The following is a 16,684-nucleotide window of genomic DNA, read 5'->3' as shown; positions in this document are numbered from 1 at the left end:
TGAAAGCGGATGCCCCGCCAGCGCCCGCGGGTTAGATCAGAAAGCCGTCGTCGAAAAACGGCGTGCCGTCAAAACTCAGCCGGCCGTTGGCAAAGATCAGATCCAGGTGGTGGCTGCCCAGCACGCCGCCGCCCAGCCCCAGGTGCAGGCCGGGATGGCGCTCCTCGAAGCCGGCGTTCAAGCCGTACAGGCCCTTCACCCCGCAATTGGTGCCGATGCCGAACTCCTCCACCGTGCGGTTGCCGGCATTGGCCGCCAGGTATTTGTCGAAATCGGCGGCGAAGCGCGCGTCGTCGCAAGAGAAATCCACTACCTGGCTGGCGTGTATGCGGATGGAGACGAAATCCCGCACCACGCCGTATTTGACGGCAAAGGGGATGGTGCTGAGAAAGGCGCCGCTGAAACGCACTTCGCCGTCCAGATCGCGGATGGTGGTGGCGATCTCGCCGGGCGTCAGGTCGACATTGCCGTCGCCGTCTATCGAAGTCCAGGCCTGCTCCGGGCCGATGGAGCCAGTTAGCCGGCCGCCGTCCGCTTGTTCAAACACCACCTGCCGCGACTCCTTGGCCAGCGCCATCAAGCGGTGGTTGCGCGCGGCGATGCTGGCGCGCGGCTCGGCGAACGCCTCATGAAAGTGCGGACCGTAGTCCTTGAACAGGATGGATTTTTTCCAGTTGTCCTGCATGGTCTTCTTGATCGGCTGCAGAAACGCCGGCCCCAGGTGGCCAACCGCCTGCAGCGTGGATGAGCGGTACAGAAAGATGAACGCATCGCAGCGCGCTATCGCGTCGGCGATGTCGTCGGGCTGGGCTGTTTCCAGCGGCAGCAGCTGCGCGTCGCCGGGAAACTCGGCGGCGGCGCCGGCCGCGATGGCGCTGGCTATGCCCTGGTGAAACCCATCGAAACCCAGCAGCAGGCGCACCGGTTCGCCGGCCGCGGCCTTGTCCCTGACCGCGGGATGCAAGGCCAGGCAGGCATACATATTCTGTATGCTTCGCATATCATCATCGCTAGCGCGCATGAACCCCTCCCCAAAAACGGGGCCGCCCGGCCCCGTTCTGCAAAATGCGGATGAATGCCCCGGCTTCAGACCGGCCACAGCGCCGTGCCGAACGGCACAACCGCCTTGTCCTGCATCATTTCAACCGCTTCGGCGAAAGTTTCTTCCTGGAACCAGGCATCCAGTTCGATATCCTGGGTTTGGATGTTTTCGATCATTTTGCATCTCCTGTGTAGTTATCAAGAAAACACGGTCACGCCAAGGCAAACGCCCCGACAAGATTACAGATGCATATTTATTGAGAAAGTTCATGAATTGATAGTATTAGTAATGCTATCAAAGCCCGCGCTTTCTGACGAAATGGAATGACAAATACATCAATCTGCCTCGCCCGCAGCCCAGGCAAACCAAACGCCCGGACAAAGCCGGGCGTTTGGTTTTGATGCCGGCAAGCCGCGTCAGCTTGCCTTGACCGGAGCGGCTTCGCCGGCAGGCTGCTCGCCGGGCCGCTCCGCCGCCTGGTTGAGCTCGGCTCGGCCGCCGCTCCAATAGCCGGCATTGGCGATGCCCAGCCTTTCCGGGTGGAACACCGGGTCCAGCCCTTGCGCCTGCTGCGCTTCGTAGTCTTTCAGGCAGGCCAGAGCCGGCTTGCGCAACAAGATGATGGCGACGATGTTCAGCCAAGCCATCAGCCCCACGCCGATATCGCCCAGCCCCCAGGCCATGTCCGCCGTCTTCACCGCGCCGTACACCGTCGCCGCCATCAGGCCGATTTTCAGCGCGAACACCAGCCACGGCCGCTGCGCCTTGCGGTTGATGTAGGCGACATTGGTTTCCGCGATGTAGTAGTAAGCGATGATGGTGGTGAAAGCGAAGAAGAACAGCGCCAGCGCCACAAACACCGAACCGAAGCCCGGAAGGATGCTTTCCATCGCCGTCTGCACATAGCCGGGGCCGGCAGCCACCCCGGCGATGCCGGTGTACAGCGCCTGGCCGTCCGGGCCCTGCACATTGTATTGCCCGGTGATCAGCAGCATGAAAGCGGTGGCGGAACAGACGAACAGCGTGTCGATGTACACCGAAAACGCCTGCACCAGGCCCTGTTTGGCCGGATGGCTGACCACCGCCGCGCTGGCCGCGTGCGGGCCGGTGCCCTGGCCGGCCTCATTGGAATAAATGCCGCGCTTCACGCCCCACTGGATGGCGAAGCCCAGAATCGCCCCCATGCCGGCCTCCAGGCCGAAAGCGCTCTTGAAGATCAGCGCCACCACGCCCGGCAGTTGCTCGATATTCAGCGCGATCACCACGCAGGCGACAATGATGTAACCCAGCGCCATGAAAGGCACCACCGCCCCGGCGAACACCGCGATCCGCTTGACGCCGCCAAAAATGATGAAGCCCAGCATGATGGCCAGCACCGCCGCCGACACCGAAGGCGCGATGCCGAAGGCCGACTGCATGGAATTGGCGATGGAATTGGACTGAATGCCCGGCAACAGCAAGCCGGTGGCCACAACCGTGGTGATGGCGAACAGCCAGGCATACCACTTCTGCCCCAGGCCTTTTTCAATGTAGAACGCCGGCCCGCCGCGGTACTGGCCGTCTATCTTTTCCTTGTACACCTGGCCCAGCGTGGATTCGACAAAGGCGGAGCTGGCCCCCAGGAACGCCACCATCCACATCCAGAACATGGCCCCCGGCCCGCCGAAAGTGATGGCGGTGGCCACCCCGGCGATATTGCCGGTGCCCACCCGCCCCGCCAGCGTCATGGCCAGCGCCTGAAACGACGACACGCCCGAACTGCTGCTTTGGCGATTGAACATCAGCCGCAGCATCTCGCGAAAATGCCGCATCTGTAAAAAGCGGGTGCGCACCGAAAAGTACAAGCCCACGCCCAGGCACAGGTAAATCAGCGCCGGGCTCCAAACCACGCCGTTGACGGCGTTGACCAAATCATCCATCGGGTTCTCCTCTGTAAACGAAGGCCGGCAATCAGCTTTTTTTATGATTCCGCGCGCTGACTGTCCGTACTGAACCGACAAGATAATGAGCAAACCACCGCCAACTCCAGTAAATGGATTGTAAAAATCATCAATTACAACAAATTGCGCGCAATGCGCTTGCCGCCGCCATAAAAACCTGACGGCATATGGAGCAAACACTCCAATCCATCTCCCGCCCCGCCCGCCCAAACGCGGCGGCTCCTGCCGCGTGGTATAGTGGCGGCCGAATCGTTTGACACCAAAGGACCATGCCGATGCCCACCCCCGTCCGCCTGGCGGCCGCCATGCTGCTGGCCGCGCTTTGCGGCTGCCAGCAGCAGCAAAAAGTCAAGGCCAGCTACCACTGCGCAGACCAGGTGACATTCCGCTACGACCGGCAAAGCCAAACCGTGGAGCTGACCCGCAACGGCCAAAGCTACCAGGGCATCATGGATGAAAAAGGCTTGCTGACCTGGCCCAAGGCCAATGCCGGCCAGGCCCTGCCGGACAGCTTCTTCATCTCCCGCAAAACGCCGGACCAGATGAAGCTGTACGGCGGCTTCGCCGGCACCGGCAAAGCCTGCCGGCAAGACCCCGGCTGAACGAGCCCGGCCAGATAAATGAAAATGCCGCCCGCCCTGCGCGGGCGGACGGCATTCAGGCCGGCGAAACCAGCCGGTTTAATGCGTCGGCAGCTGATTCCAGGCGCGGGTCACCGACTGATTGCTCTGGCCGTAGAAAGTGACGGTTTGCGCCGCCGGGTCGGAAGTGATCTTCCACAAATAGCGCGTGCCCTGCAGCTCCTGCTGCGCCACCTGCTTGCCCGACGCATCGTAGGCCACCAGCCCCAGCGAAACCCGGTTGTCGATGTACGAATACGCCCAGTAGGTCAGCCCGTTGTAGCGGATCACGTTGCAAGTCGAGCTCTCGCCGTCAGGCGTGGGCGAATTGGGCCCGGCCATGAAGGCCACCTTCATCCCCGCGGGGATGGCCGGATGGGTGCTGACGTTGACGGTTTCAATCTGCGGCCCACCCGGCTGCACGGTGATGGGAATGCCGGTGCCCGGCGAGCCCGCGCCCTCGGTGAACCACACCACGCCATTGCCCGCAGCGCCGCTGCCGGCCTTTTGCGCGCCGCCGTTCACATTGAGCGCGAAGCTCCACGGCCCGCCCCAGTTGACCCCCACCGCCACCAGCTCGTAGTCGCCGCTGGGCAGGTTGACCGAATAGGTGCTGTTCAACGGCCCGTTCACGCCGTTTTGCACCGCCGGCTCGGTGTAAGCCCCCTGATTGATATTCACCGTGACATTGACGGCATTGCCGTTGCCACTTTGGATATGCGCCAACTGGTAGCTGGCGCCCCATTGGTAAGCCAGCACATACAGCTCGTTGTCGCTTGCGGTGATATGGATGGTATTGGACGACATGGCATGCTCCTGGAGGATTGAGGATGAGACATGACAGCCCGAATCCGTCGAAAACAGCCGGCCATCGCTTGCGGGAAGGTCGGAAATCCATCCCGGATACCTAACAGGGAAGATGGCGGGTTTGACAGGCGGAGCCTATTGCAGCCAGCTAAATCACACCAGCATGTCCGCCACTGTGAGCGCATGCGTTCATCGATTCAAGCTAGTACGAACACCTACCCGCAAAGCGGATTCGGCAAACACACGGCGCTCCGGGCCTGACTGTTGGGCCAGCGCCCATGCATCGCCATCGCGCCCCACCAGGCAGCCGCATAAGCTATTGATTTTGCCAAGTTCCCGCTGACTGCCAATTGGGACAGGCCGAATCTGCAGCCCAGCAACTACGATCATCAGAAGCATGGCAAAGTCCGGCCGGCACGCACACCGTTCGCATCAGCGCTTCAGGAAACACCCCGTCTTCACCTTTATCACAAGGAGCAAGCATGGCAATCCTGACCAAGGCATGGATCAGGCAATTTCTGCGCGGCGTCGCCCTGCTGGCGGCGCTAGGCGCGTCGGCGTCGCAGACCGAAGCCGCCGGCCTCACCGCCGCCAGCGCCCACCGCCCGGCCAGCGTCCCGGCCAACTACGTGGTGACGCCCTTCGGCTATTTCCACCCTTCCTGCGTGCAAGAGATCAAACCCGGCGAAAAACTGCTGGCCGACGGCCGCGTTCAGGCTGAAAACGGCGGCGTCCGCCCCGGCGCCAGCTGCCGCCATCCGCGCTACAACGCGCGCGGCGAAGCGGTGACGGCAGACAGCGCGCCCCGCCCGGGCGCCGCCTCCACGCAGGACGCGGTGAACGGCTGGGTGGAAGACACCGACCTGGTCACCTCGTCCGCCTATAGCGGCATCAACGCCAGCTGGGCGGTGCCCGCCGCGCCGGCCAGCAATGACGGCCAGGTGGTGTACTTCTTCCCCGGCCTGCAAGACAGCAACAATGTGCAAAGCATCCTGCAGCCGGTGCTGGGCTGGAATGCCTTTGGCGACAGCGCTTGGACCATCGCCAGCTGGAACTGCTGCCGGGACGGCGCGGTGAACTACAGCACGCCGCAAACGGTGAACAGCGGCGACCAGATCGTCGGCACCGTGCAAAACAACTGCGCCGCCGGCGCCGCCACCTGCAGCACCTGGAACATCAACACCAAAGACGTCACGCTGAACGTGTCCAGCGCGCTTAACCGCACCAGCAACTACGGCCAAACCTTCAACTGGGCCTTTGGCGGCGTGCTGGAGGTATACGGGGTGGCCAGCTGCGGCGACTACCCGCAGGACGGCGCCATCAGTTTCAGCAACATCCAGCTGTTCGACGTCAACAAAAAGCAGATCACCCAGCCGGCCAGCCTGGCCTGGAGCCCCAACGTCATGCAGCAAAGCAGCTGCAACCTCAACTCCAGCGCCACCCCGTCCGTCAGCACGCTGAGCTACTGACGCGCCGCTTTTGATCGCCATGGTGTTGCAGCCCCCCTGTTGCCATGGCGGTTTTTTTTCATTCCCCGCTTGCTCAGCCTGCTTCCCCACCTGCCCTTGATAGCCTAAGGACTGGCCGGCCACTGCATCTGCGCAGGAAAGCCCGGCTGCTGCGGCACATCCCGCAAGGCTTGCGCATACAGCGCCCACCCCCTCGCCTGCTCCTCCGACAACGACGGCGCAATGCCAAAGCAGGTCTGGCCAGCATGACGCTCCAATACCGCCAACGCGTCCTTCAGCAGCAGATCGCGCTGCCGACGCGCTTGCTCCGCTGCCTCATCTAGCGTCATGGCAGAACGGGGCTGAGCCAGCGGCAAGCCATCATCCCCTGTGCTTATCACGGCGCCTTCAGCTTGAGCCGACAACAGCGTCTGGTAAGTTTCATCATCGATTTCAACCGCATCCTCCGGCATGATGGTGCTGCCGGCATCGAAAAAACCGCAAAGAGATGGAGAAAAATACATGACAGGCCCCTTTCAAAGTTTGCCGATGGCGCGGACGTAGACGACACCGGCATCCGGCGGTCCGCCATAAATGCCGCGAACCCTCAACTGCCCGCCAGTTTGCGATGGCTGCGCGCTCAATACCGCCGTCACTTCGCCTTCCGCATCCAGCGCGGTAACCCATACTCCATGCACCTCGGCCATGGCGGTCGGAAAGGTAAACGGCATCTGTTCGTCCCTCCTGGAGAAACCCACGCTGAACCACTGTTCCACCAAGCCGCCAGGACGCTTTTGATAGCCACGCGGGCCGATTGCGCCGTCAAACGCGACGGCATCCAGTTTGCCCGCCAGCTTCCGGTTCGCGGTATTGGCGTAATCGCTATCTCCACCCAAGGCGGCCGCCAGTTTTTTCAATGTATTCAAGGACTCAGGCACGCCATCCGCCAGCAGGCTGACAGCCGTTTGCAGATCGTTCTTGCTGGCTGCGTCGCCGATCCCGTAACCAGCCAGAGTTGCCGCCTTCGCGGCGAAGCGTTCGTGCAGCCAGCCATATTGCCGGGCATAAATCGCACCGCCACTGCTGATCGCGCATTGTTCATCACCGTCTATCTTCAGCATCAGCCGGCTAGAGCCACGTCCCGGTTCAACACTCTTCGCCGCGAACAAGCCCGTATCGCCATCCACCCCAAACGCGAACCCGACGGAAGCGACATCTTCGCCGCTATCTGAAGGATCCCCCTTCTCCGCGCGGAAAGCCGCCCCCCAAACCCGGCCTGCCGCATCTTTGAACGCAGCGTCGGCTATGCCGTAACCCGCCAAAGAGCTGGGCTTGCCAGAAACGATCTTGCTCCAATCCAACGCGGGCAAATCCGCCGCCGCCATCTGCCGCCCACCAGTGACGCGGCCCTTGGCATCCACCGTCACCATGCCATAGCTGCCGGCGGCCACGCCGCTATCTGCCAGAGTCAACGCGCCGCTGGCGCTGCGGCTGCCATCGAAGCTGACGCTCCAACTCCCGTCGCCAGTCATCCCCAAGACACGCGGCGCGGTCAGGCGGGCTGCGCACGCCACCGCCAGGGTGCCGGACAGCAGATCATCCACCTGGCTTTTCAAATAGCCCGTGCGGTTGGCTAACTGCTTGCCTTGCAGATTGTCGATGCCGTCCGGGCCGCCCAGCACCGGATCGGAAGTTTCCAGCTGATAGATGCCGCTCTCCCAGACCGGCTTTTCCTGCAGATTGGCCATTACGCGCTCCCTCGGTTGAATTGGCGGTTGCGAGACACCGACCCATTGCGTCGGCAAGCCACCGCTTGGTATTCCAGGCTGGCCAACTCGCAACGAGCCGGAGCATACGCATCCAGCAGCTTGCGCAGTTGCGTCGCCTGATCGTTGGCGATCGGTTGCCGCAACAGGACGCGGTACTGCGCCCAGGCCGTCGGATCGCCATGCACATAGACTCCGTCGCGGCGGCTGCCGCCATCACGCGCCCGAATGGACAAGCCCTCGATCAGGCTCGCCTCGCCCAGTCCCAGCCGACGGATCAACTCCCGCAACGCCCATGGCGTCCCCTTGCGGCAATGCAGCTCAATGGCGCCTTTGATCAACCGGCGGCGCGCATCATCCGACTCGGCCAACTCCCAGCCATCGCCGATCAGACTGAACTGGTCGGCCAGCCAAGGCAAGGCCTGGGCCGCGACCATATCCACCAGGCACAACAGCATTGGTCGGGTATCCAACTGCCAGATGGCGGCCAGCAACGCATCGAATGCCGCCAATCGACGGTCATGAGCCAACGAATCCGGCAACAGGCCGCTGGGAGACAGAGTCCAGTCAGTCATCCGCCCTCCCTTCGATCCGAATATCCAAATCATCACAACGCGCCCACTCATACGGCGCCAATGCTCGCAGCGCTGACGGCGTCCGCAGATCGACACGATAGACTCCCGGCACAGTCGCCAGCGCGGCGGAGATCTGGCTGGGCACGATATCGCGGCCCAACCCGGCGGCCAGCCTTTCCACCAATAATCGGCCCTCAGACTGGAGCGCGGCATTCACCGTCTTCGCGTCGGCAAATGCCAGCAATGTGACGCGCGCGACGATCCGGTACGGCACTTCGCGCGGCGGCAAAACCTCCACCTGGTCTGTCAGCGGCCGAGCTTTATCATGGCTGCAACGCGCCAGCACGGCCGCCAGCACCTCAGCGGAGGGCAAGCCGCGCTTGCACAGCGGATACACCCGCACCACGCCGGGCGGAACATCCCGCCCGCCACCCGACACCGCGACATCGATGATGTCCTGGCTGGCCTGCAACGCATGAAAGCGATAAGCGCCAACCGGTCCCGCTACTGAAAATCGCTCCGGCGCCAGGCGAATGCGTTGCCGGTAGCGCTCGTCGTCCTCCTCGTCCGCGCCGCCGGAGCTGACTGTCGAATTGACAGCGGACGCAATCCCAGGCGAAAAGTCCTGCAAGGCATTGATCTGTCCGGGCAACCAGCCATTGCCCTCCACGCCGGAGACGGTTGCGATAGCATCGACTTCGATCGCGTCGACTCCTGCCTGCATCTTGGCGTCGCCCCCGGTGAAGAAAGCGATGCGGCCATCGCCGCTTGCCACCCGGGTGCCCGCCGGTATCAACATGTCTTCGGGCTGCGATGCGCCTCGAGAAAATCGCAAGGTGGTACGCGCAGGGCGCGCAGCCAGCCGGGCCGTGGCCACCAACTGGCCAAGATGGTCCAGAATGGCGCCACGTGAAAAAGCCAGTAAGTTGAGCCGGGCGCTATCGTTGATCTCCGCCGACTTTTGCGCCGCCACGCTGGCGATCAGATCGATCATGATGCGGTCGATATGTCCGGGATACAGCGTCTTGCCGCTCATCGCCTCGTAACGGGCGAGCAATTGGGCGGTAATCGTCTGCGGATCGTCATCGACAAAACGGGGAAGATTGTCTGTCATCGGGTCCACTCCACTTGGGTTTGCTCCAGGTTGCCGCCGCCCTTGACGCGCCAGCCTATGCGTAGCCGGACCTCTCCAGGCAACAGTTCCACCTCGATGTCCACCACCTCGGCTCGAGGTTCTCCTTCGACCGGATGGAGAATGGCAGCCCGGGCCTCGCGCACCAGATATGGACTGATGCGGTTTTGCGGCCAGTCCAGATACCGATGCAGCAAGCTGCCAAATTCAGGACGGTGCGGCACTGCGCCTTTGCGCGTTTTGAGAATCACGCGAATGGTTTGGTGGATATCGGCCAAGCCGCTTGCCACGCCGTCAGCGGCGAGAGCGGGTTGCCAGTACAGGGTATCGGGGATGAGTTCGGTCATAGCGCGAATGCTATGACCGACAGGAAAATGCGATCAGCGGGAAAGGCTTCAGTCCGCTCCGCGAGACGGGCTGGTTGGCGGGCTGGTTGGCGCGCCATCGCCCTGCTCCATATGGGCATGAGAACGCAGACTGACCCCGCCGGACACGATATCGCCGCTGGCTTCGATGCCGCCCAGAATCTGCGCCGCAGTGCCGCCGCCAGAACCCAGCAAGCCGCCCTGATAGGTCAACCGGCCTTGCACCGTGACATTGCCAGTCATCAGGGTTTCCGCCGCGGCTATCGTCACAAGTCCGCCGGCGACAAGCCGCACCGGACCGCTGGCGACAATCGCAAGCGTGCCGCTGGCGCGGTCGTACTCCAGGCTCCCGCCGTCCCGGAAGCTCAAATGCAACTTGTCCGGGCTGGCAATAGGGGGCCGATCGACATCGGAATAAATGGCCCCGACAATGCAGCCATCATCAAAAGTCTCGTCCATCAGGCATGCCACCTGCTCGCCGACATCCAGCGTCAGGCACTCTTTGTCGCGCAGCGTCTTGCGCATGGTCAGCGGCAGCCAGCCGCTTACCAATCCGTCCAGGTCGGGGAAACTCACCCGGGCAAACCCGGGCCTGGCGGCAAATACTATCCCGGTCTTATACGATGCCCCTCCCGTAGCAGCCGCCATTACTTGTCTCCTTTGCCGGTTTTGCGCGCAAGCCGTCTGGCCTCCACCTCCGTCCGATAGCCTCCGCCGCGGTCCATCTCATGCCGGCTGCTCACAATATGGTAGATGCCGGACAACGCCCCCATATCCAGCAAGCTGAAGTTCACTCCCGCCACCAGTTTGGGATTGCCATACAGCGTCAATGAGACCGAGGTCGCCTCCAAGCGCTGCCGCGTCATCGCGGCCTCCGCCTTGACGCGGGCCTGCTGCGCCGACTCTACCCGGCTATTGAGCTTGATGGCATCGCCGCTAGCCGTTCCATTACGCTGCCGCGCGCTGTGGCTGACACATTGTCGGGTACGCGGATCATGGTAGCTAACCGAAGCCTGTCTCACCACGCCCTTGATCTTGTCGCGGCAGCCGTAACGGCTGATATCTCCGCGTCGCAGTTCCAATACCGGCTTGCCTCGATGCAGATCTTCCAGTTTGCAGAACACCAGCCGCCCCCCTTTTACAGAAAACGCATAACCGTATTCGCCGGCCAGCCGCCGCAGAAAAGCAAGATCGGTCTCATGGATTTGCGTGGCGCGGATAATGCGGATGGGTTCGATTCTCCCTATCAATGCCAGTTTCTGCCTGCCAGCGATGCTTTGGGCGATAGCGGCCAGCGTGGTATCGTCATAACCGCGCCCTTGCGGCGTGCGTTGCGGGCGCGTCACCCCGGCGGCCAACGCGCGGATGACGACGATGTCCGGCGGACCGGACAGCTCTACTTCGTCAATCTCGAACTCGCCGCCATCCAATTGCTCGCCATCCTGATAGCCGAGTTGCAGACGCAGCCTATCGCCATGCGTGGGATACCAGCCCGAGCGAAAACGGCCATCGACATCTTCCAACGTGATATCCATCGAATCCGACTGGCCTTCCTCATGGTCCGTGTAGGACAAGCGCAGGATGAAGGGCGTCAATTCCTCGCTCACCTGCCGGCCCGCCCACTGGATCTTGAACGCCGGCCGAGCCGGATCCCGCATACCCGTCAACGTTTCCATGGCGGTAGCGCCTCCACTGGCTGCGCATCGTCCTCTTCGATCAACGGAATGGCCAGCCTTAAGCCCGCCGGCAACCTGGTCTGGATGGCCACCGCCGGATTGGCCTCCAAGAGGCGGACATAGCCATAAGGATCGCCGTAATAGCGCCAGGCGATCTGATCCCAGCGCTCGCCGTCGCTGGTGGTATGGATCAGTTGCTGCATCACGCTCCTCCCATTCTGGCGCTGCGCAGCTGGGAATGCGCGGCAAGTCCTGCCAAAGGCGCCGCCGTCTGGCCCCATGCCCCATCTAACCGACTCATCGAACCTTGCATGCGCGCCATGCGCCCAGCCACATTGGCCGGCGTCAAACCATCCAGTTCGGCTCGCATATTGCGAGCCTCCTCCGACGCAACGGTTGCCGCCTGGATCAAAGGCGCAGCCTCTCCCAGCCTCGAACGCACCGATCCCAGCGCCAACTGCATCGCGCCGCTGGATTCCCCCAGCGTCTCCAGATCTCGGCGCGCGCGCGTCAGTTGCGCCACAGCGCCGACAGGATTGCTTGCCAAAGCCTGAGCCGCTGCCAATGCCGAATGCGCAGCCCCGGCGGCATCCGTCAATTGCCGGGCAGAACGGATAGCCGCGCCTATCGCCTGCTTGTCTGGAGACAAAGCCGCCGTCCCCCCACCAAACCTGACCCGCTGACCGACACCCGCCGGCACAGGTTGGCCGAGTTTGCATACCGCAGGGCCAGATGGCTTGGCAGGCCTGGGCAAAAGCGGCGCAGATTCCCGCAACTTCAAATCGGCATCGGCGGAAACCAGCCGGCCATCGGCGTCGGTATGCTCGGCGACTACCGACAACTCCGCGACGACGAATTCACCCTTGTATTGGCCATTGGCCAAAATGAAAGGCAAAACCTTATGCTCGGCCAACAAGGCGCGCAGCTTCAACACCTCATCCTCCGGATCGCAATAGCCATCATGGAACCTCAGTTTCAAGCTCCACTCATCCAACCGGTCGCCGGTCCATTGCAAGCGGGGCTTGCCGCCGATGCGGGCATGTTCGGCGAAATCAGCGGCAAAACGGCCATCCAGTCCATTGAAATACGTAATCAGCTCAAATTGCATCTCCCCTAACAAGGCAAATTGCATCAAAGCGCTCCTCTTTGCTGTTGAACGGTTTGCTGCCTGACGATCTCCCCCACCAAGCGGGCGTTGGCCTCCAGCAACTTGCGGAATGTCTCCATCTGCCCAGGAATCACATCGCCATGAATGGTGAGCGCCGGAGCGTAATGCACCTTCACCTCTGGGACGAGCGCATGCGATTTGGCCAATGGTTTGCTGGCCAGCTCGGCAGCCGCAAGCGGCCTGGCTGGCGGCAAAGACACAGACGCCATCGCCACCGGCGCGCCAGCCCCTTTCTGCGCATGCCCCGCGGCAGTCAAAGCCGCTGCCGGATATCCGGATGTTCCGCCGGCCTGCGGGCTGGCGCCGGATAAGCCGCCGCCGACCGTAGGCCGCGCCACAACCGGCGGATTGCGAGAAGAGGAAACCGCATCATGGATGGCGCCGCCCAACCAACGGCCACCCATATCGCCGCCCATGGAACCGATCAATCCGCCGATAACGCCGCCTATCGCGGTGCCAATGACCGGCACAACGGACCCAAGCGCCGCCCCCGCCGCCATGCCGGCCAAACCGCCGGCCACGCTCCCGGTCAATCCGCCAGCGACACCAGCGTGAGCCTGGTCTTTTTGTTGTTGGGTCAATTCGGCATTCCGGCTGATGGCCCAAGCCTCCGCCCCCGCCATGCCGACAGCAAGCAACGGCACCCGTCCCAACAGCTTCAAGGCTGCCCCCCCGCCGCTTTTCAACATGCTCCCCGCGCCGGCCGCCAACGCCACTCCCCCGGAAACCATCTTTCCGACCACGCCGGAAGCGCCGCTCCTTGGGAGCATGCCGGCGCTGCCTGTCGGCAATGCGCCGGGCTTCAAGCGGATTCGCGGCTTGGGTTTCTCATTTCGGCCATTAGGCTTGCCGTCTCCCCATTCCACGCCCGACGAGCCTCCCAAACCTCCAGCCGGCCAGTTGGTAATGAAAACTTTCTGGACATGTAAAGCTGTCAACACCTGGCCAGCCACGCCTTTTCCCTTGCCGCCAAACAATTTGAAGATGCCGTCAAACGCACCTTTGAACACACTCAGCCCTCTGACGACGGCAGCCAAAAGCAAACCCAATGCTCCCAGCCCTGAAACGGCTACCGCGACTCCGGCCAGCAAACCGAAACCCCATTTCGCGGTAGCAGGATGCTCTTTGACCCAATCTCCCATCTTTTCCGATTTGCCCTGCAGCACCTGGCCAAAGGGCTCTCCCCACTCCTTGATGGAGGGGCCGGCCAATAACGACAGTGTCGTACTGATGGACTCATTCAACGACTTCCACAAATTCAGGGTTTCCTTCTGGATGACGCTGAGGCGGTCCTGCAGCAAGGCTTGCTTATCAAGCTTGTCCAGAGAGGCTTGGTAGCCTGCAACCCCAGCGGTTGCTATAGCTTCAGCGGCCTTAGCTCCTTGCCTACCAAATAGAACCTGCAGCACCTCATTTCTCTCCGACCTCTTCACTTCGCCTAACCCACCAATCTGCTTTGCCAAATTATCAACCCCAAGAAAACCACCTGCCTCATTGAAAAATTTTAATTTAATTCCATAGCTTGCCAATTTTAAATTAGCCCGACGTATTGCATTACCATTACTGGGCAATAGAGTATCTTTCCGCCCCTCCACCTCTGCCAATAGATTGATGAATTCATCACTACGTCCACCCACATACCCTCCAATACTATTCCCCAATGCCAAAACGCTCTTCAAATCATTGATGCCATTCACACCCAAACCATCCCTAACATTGTTTGGGAGAGAAAGGATTCGCTCTAATTCAGCAGGTTTCTTATTAAAAGCAAAACTGGCCTGTTGAAGAATGTTAGCTCCACTTGGCAAATCATCCATCAACAAACCATAAACCTCCTTCAAAATGGACACCAGCTTGGCCGCCTCTTGCGGCGGCTCGCGCAATACCGCGCCAAGCTTGGCGCTAGCCTCCAAACCGCCAGCCACGACTTCCTGATAAACCATACCCTGATCAATCAAAGCTTTGCCGGCCAGCAGCATGTCCACCTCGCCCCCCGGCAGGGCGCGTCCCAATGCCACAGCCTTGTCGCGAATCAGCGCCAAGCCCTCTCCAGCCTTGCCGCTGCGATCCAGCAGCGACAAGGTCAAGCTCGCCAGCGCGCTATCCATGCGGGTGAAAGCTGTCGCAGGTTGCTCTGCCAGACCAAGCATCCTCCCCCCGAGTGACTGGAACGATCCATGCAAGCCAAGCAGCTTGCCGGAAACCGACTCAATCGCATCGCCGATGTGATTGAACGCCCTCGTAGCCCGCTGCCCCTGCAATACCGCCGCATTGCCGATATCCAGCAATACACCGCTAGCCAAGTCGCGAGCGGCAACCTGAATTTCAAGTTTTACCGGACTATCCATCTCTTACCTTCGCATCAGTTGGTTGACAGAATTCACGTAGCCAATCCGAGATCCGGAAGGGCTAACGCTCCTGCCATGATGTCTGTTCGATAGACACAAATCGAGAAAGAAGACATTCAGTAGATCAGCCATACCACATGCCAAACTGTACTTTAGGCCGGCATATCACAGAAAAAGCCATACATCCGGGTGTGATGTATCATCCAAAAATGAAAAACTAGCTTCTAGGGCATAACCCTTCATCCTATGCCTAAAAAACCAAAACCATTTTCGCCAGGAGTAAAACGTGTCCATCTTCTCAAAACTTATTTTCTTTACTTGCTTGACCGCCATATCACCATTCGCTTTGGCATCACCATTCATTTCCGGTGGACTCGGAATGCCTTACCATGAACTGATATCAAAGTATGGCCCGAAAGAAACATACTGCCCATCATCCAGCCCATACTATAACTACCCATGCTTACAATCTGGATTAATACTACTAACCGATGAAACCAACAAGGGAAACACTGAAGAAATAGGCATTTTCTGGCCAACTGAGATCAACACTGACCACGCCAGAATACTAGTCACAAGCTATTTCCCAAAAGACTGGAAAATAGTTAGAACATACAAAATAAAATACTCAGGAAGAGTAGTCGATTTATACTACAGCCCATCCCTAGCCAAACGGTTTGGAAAAAACAAATGGAATGGAGAAAAGCCTGGAACTTTCACTGCAGCTCACTCCCCAGATAAACGCTTCGTTCTCATCTCCATCGGCAACAACCCATGACTCAATGCAAAAGCCGCCGCAAATCGCGGCGGCTTTCATTGCCCCATAAAACTGCCTTAACCGTACGCTTCTTGTTCGGTCCGAATTTGCTCAGTCGCCCGTTCGCACCATGCCAGGAAATCCGCCACCTCCAGGCCATCTATTTCCGACGGCTGGAAATGAAACCACTTGGCAAGCAATGCCGCTCCGGCCCATAACTCAGCCGTTGTCACCCAGCATCCGGCGAAAAGACTCCTGCACCTTGCGCCAATCGCCAAGATCCAGGTTCTCGATGTCCTCCGCGGCCAAACCGGACAATAAAGCCGCCAAACCGATTTCCTGCTCTTCCTGGCGTTCGCCAAAACGCGCCGCCAGTTTGACGTCCTTCACTTTTGGACGACGCAGCGTCAGTTGCGAGACGCGGGAGCCGTTGCCAAGCATCAGGGGCGCCAGCAGTTCTACCGTGATGCTCTCGATCAGGCTGCCAGCTGGTTGCGGCTGAATGGTTTCGCTCATGGGTCAGGCTCCGATATGGCTGCGGTAATTGGCCAGCATGTCCTCTCCGCCGACGCGGAAGATATTCGACATCACATCCAGTTCCACCACATCCTGGCCAGCCAGGGTCTGCTTGATATAGGTGGCGGTGAATTTGCTGGGGAAGTCGACTTGCTCGTGCTGCTTGAACGAGCCTAACGGAAACTCCTGGAACGACACCGTCAGCAAAGTCACCAGCTCGCGCTCCTGGCTCAAACCCTGGGCATTCCAGCTTTCCACGTTGGAGCGGCACATCAGTTGCAACGCGCGCAAAGGGTTGGCCACTGCGCGGAAGGCATCCAGGTAGAACGAGCTCCACTTGATGTCGCCCTCCAGCGCCTCGAACCCCGCCGGCAACTTGAGCTTGCCGAACATGCCCAGCGCCTTGTGGTCCTTCATCACCGCCTTGAGCACCGGCAGCTTGATCTCTTCGGCGCAACCCAGCAGGTTGTTGCCGCCCAGGTAGATATTGGCATTGACGATATTGTTGACTTGCACGGCCATGG

The 16,684-nt window shown here is 60.6% G+C and carries 20 protein-coding genes; 3 read left to right on the top strand and 17 right to left on the bottom strand.

Annotation, left to right across the window (positions count from 1 at the left end):
* Positions 1 to 31: 31 nt before the first annotated feature.
* The 3 genes from U6115_RS10640 to U6115_RS10630 form a co-directional block, all read right to left on the bottom strand.
* Positions 32 to 1,000, bottom strand: a complete 969-nt coding sequence (locus U6115_RS10640; RefSeq protein ID WP_043579130.1) for a M29 family metallopeptidase — start codon at positions 998 to 1,000, stop codon at positions 32 to 34.
* 86 nt (positions 1,001 to 1,086) lie between these two features.
* Entirely contained in the window at positions 1,087 to 1,218 is a 132-nt protein-coding gene (locus U6115_RS10635; protein ID WP_043579129.1) for a hypothetical protein, read from the bottom strand.
* Between the two features lie 240 nt (positions 1,219 to 1,458).
* Positions 1,459 to 2,961, bottom strand: coding sequence for an alanine/glycine:cation symporter family protein (locus tag U6115_RS10630; protein WP_043579128.1), 1,503 nt, complete (start codon positions 2,959 to 2,961; stop codon positions 1,459 to 1,461).
* Between the two features lie 296 nt (positions 2,962 to 3,257).
* Between U6115_RS10630 and U6115_RS10625 the strand changes: the two genes are divergently transcribed.
* Entirely contained in the window at positions 3,258 to 3,584 is a 327-nt protein-coding gene (locus U6115_RS10625) for a hypothetical protein (RefSeq protein WP_043579163.1), read from the top strand.
* A gap of 78 nt (positions 3,585 to 3,662) precedes the next feature.
* Here the strand turns inward: U6115_RS10625 and U6115_RS10620 are convergent, their stop codons facing one another.
* Positions 3,663 to 4,409, bottom strand: a complete 747-nt coding sequence (locus U6115_RS10620) for a hypothetical protein (RefSeq protein WP_052258268.1) — start codon at positions 4,407 to 4,409, stop codon at positions 3,663 to 3,665.
* A 482-nt stretch (positions 4,410 to 4,891) separates the two neighbouring features.
* Between U6115_RS10620 and U6115_RS10615 the strand changes: the two genes are divergently transcribed.
* The gene (locus U6115_RS10615) at positions 4,892 to 5,878 is read left to right on the top strand and encodes a hypothetical protein (protein WP_052258266.1); all 987 of its coding nucleotides are present in this window, start codon (positions 4,892 to 4,894) and stop codon (positions 5,876 to 5,878) included.
* Between the two features lie 104 nt (positions 5,879 to 5,982).
* On the opposite strand, the gene U6115_RS10610 is transcribed toward U6115_RS10615, so the two are convergent.
* The 10 genes from U6115_RS10610 to U6115_RS10565 are packed head-to-tail and all read right to left on the bottom strand — an operon-like array spanning position 5,983 to position 14,887.
* The gene (locus U6115_RS10610) at positions 5,983 to 6,381 is read right to left on the bottom strand and encodes a phage tail assembly chaperone (protein ID WP_043579127.1); all 399 of its coding nucleotides are present in this window, start codon (positions 6,379 to 6,381) and stop codon (positions 5,983 to 5,985) included.
* A 12-nt stretch (positions 6,382 to 6,393) separates the two neighbouring features.
* Positions 6,394 to 7,605 carry a hypothetical protein gene (locus U6115_RS10605; RefSeq protein WP_043579126.1) on the bottom strand — a complete coding sequence of 404 codons (1,212 nt, stop codon included), beginning with the start codon at positions 7,603 to 7,605 and terminating at the stop codon, positions 6,394 to 6,396.
* On the bottom strand, positions 7,605 to 8,198 hold the full coding sequence (locus U6115_RS10600; protein WP_043579125.1) for a phage tail protein I: 594 nt from the start codon (positions 8,196 to 8,198) through the stop codon (positions 7,605 to 7,607). The genes U6115_RS10605 and U6115_RS10600 overlap by 1 nt, the downstream gene beginning before the upstream one ends.
* Positions 8,191 to 9,312, bottom strand: coding sequence for a baseplate assembly protein (locus U6115_RS10595; protein ID WP_043579124.1), 1,122 nt, complete (start codon positions 9,310 to 9,312; stop codon positions 8,191 to 8,193). Before U6115_RS10595 ends, U6115_RS10600 begins: the two co-directional genes overlap by 8 nt.
* Entirely contained in the window at positions 9,309 to 9,677 is a 369-nt protein-coding gene (locus U6115_RS10590; protein ID WP_043579123.1) for a GPW/gp25 family protein, read from the bottom strand. Before U6115_RS10590 ends, U6115_RS10595 begins: the two co-directional genes overlap by 4 nt.
* A 48-nt stretch (positions 9,678 to 9,725) precedes the next feature.
* Positions 9,726 to 10,343: a phage baseplate assembly protein V gene (locus U6115_RS10585; protein WP_052258262.1), complete on the bottom strand. Its 618-nt coding sequence runs from the start codon at positions 10,341 to 10,343 to the stop codon at positions 9,726 to 9,728.
* Positions 10,343 to 11,371 carry a phage late control D family protein gene (locus U6115_RS10580; RefSeq protein WP_043579122.1) on the bottom strand — a complete coding sequence of 343 codons (1,029 nt, stop codon included), beginning with the start codon at positions 11,369 to 11,371 and terminating at the stop codon, positions 10,343 to 10,345. The genes U6115_RS10585 and U6115_RS10580 overlap by 1 nt, the downstream gene beginning before the upstream one ends.
* Positions 11,359 to 11,574, bottom strand: coding sequence for a tail protein X (locus tag U6115_RS10575; RefSeq protein WP_043579121.1), 216 nt, complete (start codon positions 11,572 to 11,574; stop codon positions 11,359 to 11,361). Before U6115_RS10575 ends, U6115_RS10580 begins: the two co-directional genes overlap by 13 nt.
* A complete protein-coding gene (locus tag U6115_RS10570; RefSeq protein WP_052258260.1) occupies positions 11,574 to 12,503 on the bottom strand; it encodes a phage tail protein in 930 nt (309 codons plus the stop codon). The genes U6115_RS10575 and U6115_RS10570 overlap by 1 nt, the downstream gene beginning before the upstream one ends.
* The gene (locus U6115_RS10565; RefSeq protein WP_043579120.1) at positions 12,503 to 14,887 is read right to left on the bottom strand and encodes a phage tail tape measure protein; all 2,385 of its coding nucleotides are present in this window, start codon (positions 14,885 to 14,887) and stop codon (positions 12,503 to 12,505) included. Before U6115_RS10565 ends, U6115_RS10570 begins: the two co-directional genes overlap by 1 nt.
* Before the next feature lie 286 nt (positions 14,888 to 15,173).
* Here U6115_RS10565 and U6115_RS10560 point away from each other — a divergent pair, with 286 nt between their 5' ends.
* On the top strand, positions 15,174 to 15,665 hold the full coding sequence (locus tag U6115_RS10560) for a hypothetical protein (protein ID WP_146008329.1): 492 nt from the start codon (positions 15,174 to 15,176) through the stop codon (positions 15,663 to 15,665).
* Between the two features lie 56 nt (positions 15,666 to 15,721).
* Here U6115_RS10560 and U6115_RS22790 read toward each other — a convergent pair whose 3' ends face one another.
* From U6115_RS22790 to U6115_RS10550, 3 genes are read right to left on the bottom strand one after another with little or no spacing between them, the layout of a single operon-like run.
* On the bottom strand, positions 15,722 to 15,877 hold the full coding sequence (locus tag U6115_RS22790) for a GpE family phage tail protein (RefSeq protein ID WP_080770305.1): 156 nt from the start codon (positions 15,875 to 15,877) through the stop codon (positions 15,722 to 15,724).
* Positions 15,864 to 16,160 (bottom strand): phage tail assembly protein, encoded by a 297-nt coding sequence (locus U6115_RS10555; RefSeq protein WP_043579119.1) that lies wholly within the window; start codon positions 16,158 to 16,160, stop codon positions 15,864 to 15,866. The genes U6115_RS22790 and U6115_RS10555 overlap by 14 nt, the downstream gene beginning before the upstream one ends.
* A 3-nt stretch (positions 16,161 to 16,163) precedes the next feature.
* Complete coding sequence (locus U6115_RS10550) at positions 16,164 to 16,682, bottom strand: phage major tail tube protein (RefSeq protein WP_043579118.1); 519 nt, start codon at positions 16,680 to 16,682, stop codon at positions 16,164 to 16,166.
* Between the last annotated feature and the right edge of the window lie 2 nt (positions 16,683 to 16,684).

This window comes from Chromobacterium subtsugae, from assembly GCF_035919665.1.
In the GTDB taxonomy this organism is placed as follows: domain Bacteria; phylum Pseudomonadota; class Gammaproteobacteria; order Burkholderiales; family Chromobacteriaceae; genus Chromobacterium; species Chromobacterium subtsugae.
This window is presented reverse-complemented; position numbering and strand designations above follow the sequence as displayed.

Excerpts from the sequence above, each read along its gene's own strand:
- U6115_RS10640 (WP_043579130.1), bottom strand. The coding sequence starts at position 1,000 with ATGCGAAGCATACAGAATATGTATGCCTGCCTGGCCTTGCATCCCGCG.
- U6115_RS10635 (WP_043579129.1), bottom strand. The coding sequence starts at position 1,218 with ATGATCGAAAACATCCAAACCCAGGATATCGAACTGGATGCCTGGTTC.
- U6115_RS10630 (WP_043579128.1), bottom strand. The coding sequence starts at position 2,961 with ATGGATGATTTGGTCAACGCCGTCAACGGCGTGGTTTGGAGCCCGGCG.
- U6115_RS10625 (WP_043579163.1), top strand. The coding sequence starts at position 3,258 with ATGCCCACCCCCGTCCGCCTGGCGGCCGCCATGCTGCTGGCCGCGCTT.
- U6115_RS10620 (WP_052258268.1), bottom strand. The coding sequence starts at position 4,409 with ATGTCGTCCAATACCATCCATATCACCGCAAGCGACAACGAGCTGTAT.
- U6115_RS10615 (WP_052258266.1), top strand. The coding sequence starts at position 4,892 with ATGGCAATCCTGACCAAGGCATGGATCAGGCAATTTCTGCGCGGCGTC.
- U6115_RS10610 (WP_043579127.1), bottom strand. The coding sequence starts at position 6,381 with ATGTATTTTTCTCCATCTCTTTGCGGTTTTTTCGATGCCGGCAGCACC.
- U6115_RS10605 (WP_043579126.1), bottom strand. The coding sequence starts at position 7,605 with ATGGCCAATCTGCAGGAAAAGCCGGTCTGGGAGAGCGGCATCTATCAG.
- U6115_RS10600 (WP_043579125.1), bottom strand. The coding sequence starts at position 8,198 with ATGACTGACTGGACTCTGTCTCCCAGCGGCCTGTTGCCGGATTCGTTG.
- U6115_RS10595 (WP_043579124.1), bottom strand. The coding sequence starts at position 9,312 with ATGACAGACAATCTTCCCCGTTTTGTCGATGACGATCCGCAGACGATT.
- U6115_RS10590 (WP_043579123.1), bottom strand. The coding sequence starts at position 9,677 with ATGACCGAACTCATCCCCGATACCCTGTACTGGCAACCCGCTCTCGCC.
- U6115_RS10585 (WP_052258262.1), bottom strand. The coding sequence starts at position 10,343 with ATGGCGGCTGCTACGGGAGGGGCATCGTATAAGACCGGGATAGTATTT.
- U6115_RS10580 (WP_043579122.1), bottom strand. The coding sequence starts at position 11,371 with ATGGAAACGTTGACGGGTATGCGGGATCCGGCTCGGCCGGCGTTCAAG.
- U6115_RS10575 (WP_043579121.1), bottom strand. The coding sequence starts at position 11,574 with ATGCAGCAACTGATCCATACCACCAGCGACGGCGAGCGCTGGGATCAG.
- U6115_RS10570 (WP_052258260.1), bottom strand. The coding sequence starts at position 12,503 with ATGCAATTTGCCTTGTTAGGGGAGATGCAATTTGAGCTGATTACGTAT.
- U6115_RS10565 (WP_043579120.1), bottom strand. The coding sequence starts at position 14,887 with ATGGATAGTCCGGTAAAACTTGAAATTCAGGTTGCCGCTCGCGACTTG.
- U6115_RS10555 (WP_043579119.1), bottom strand. The coding sequence starts at position 16,160 with ATGAGCGAAACCATTCAGCCGCAACCAGCTGGCAGCCTGATCGAGAGC.
- U6115_RS10550 (WP_043579118.1), bottom strand. The coding sequence starts at position 16,682 with ATGGCCGTGCAAGTCAACAATATCGTCAATGCCAATATCTACCTGGGC.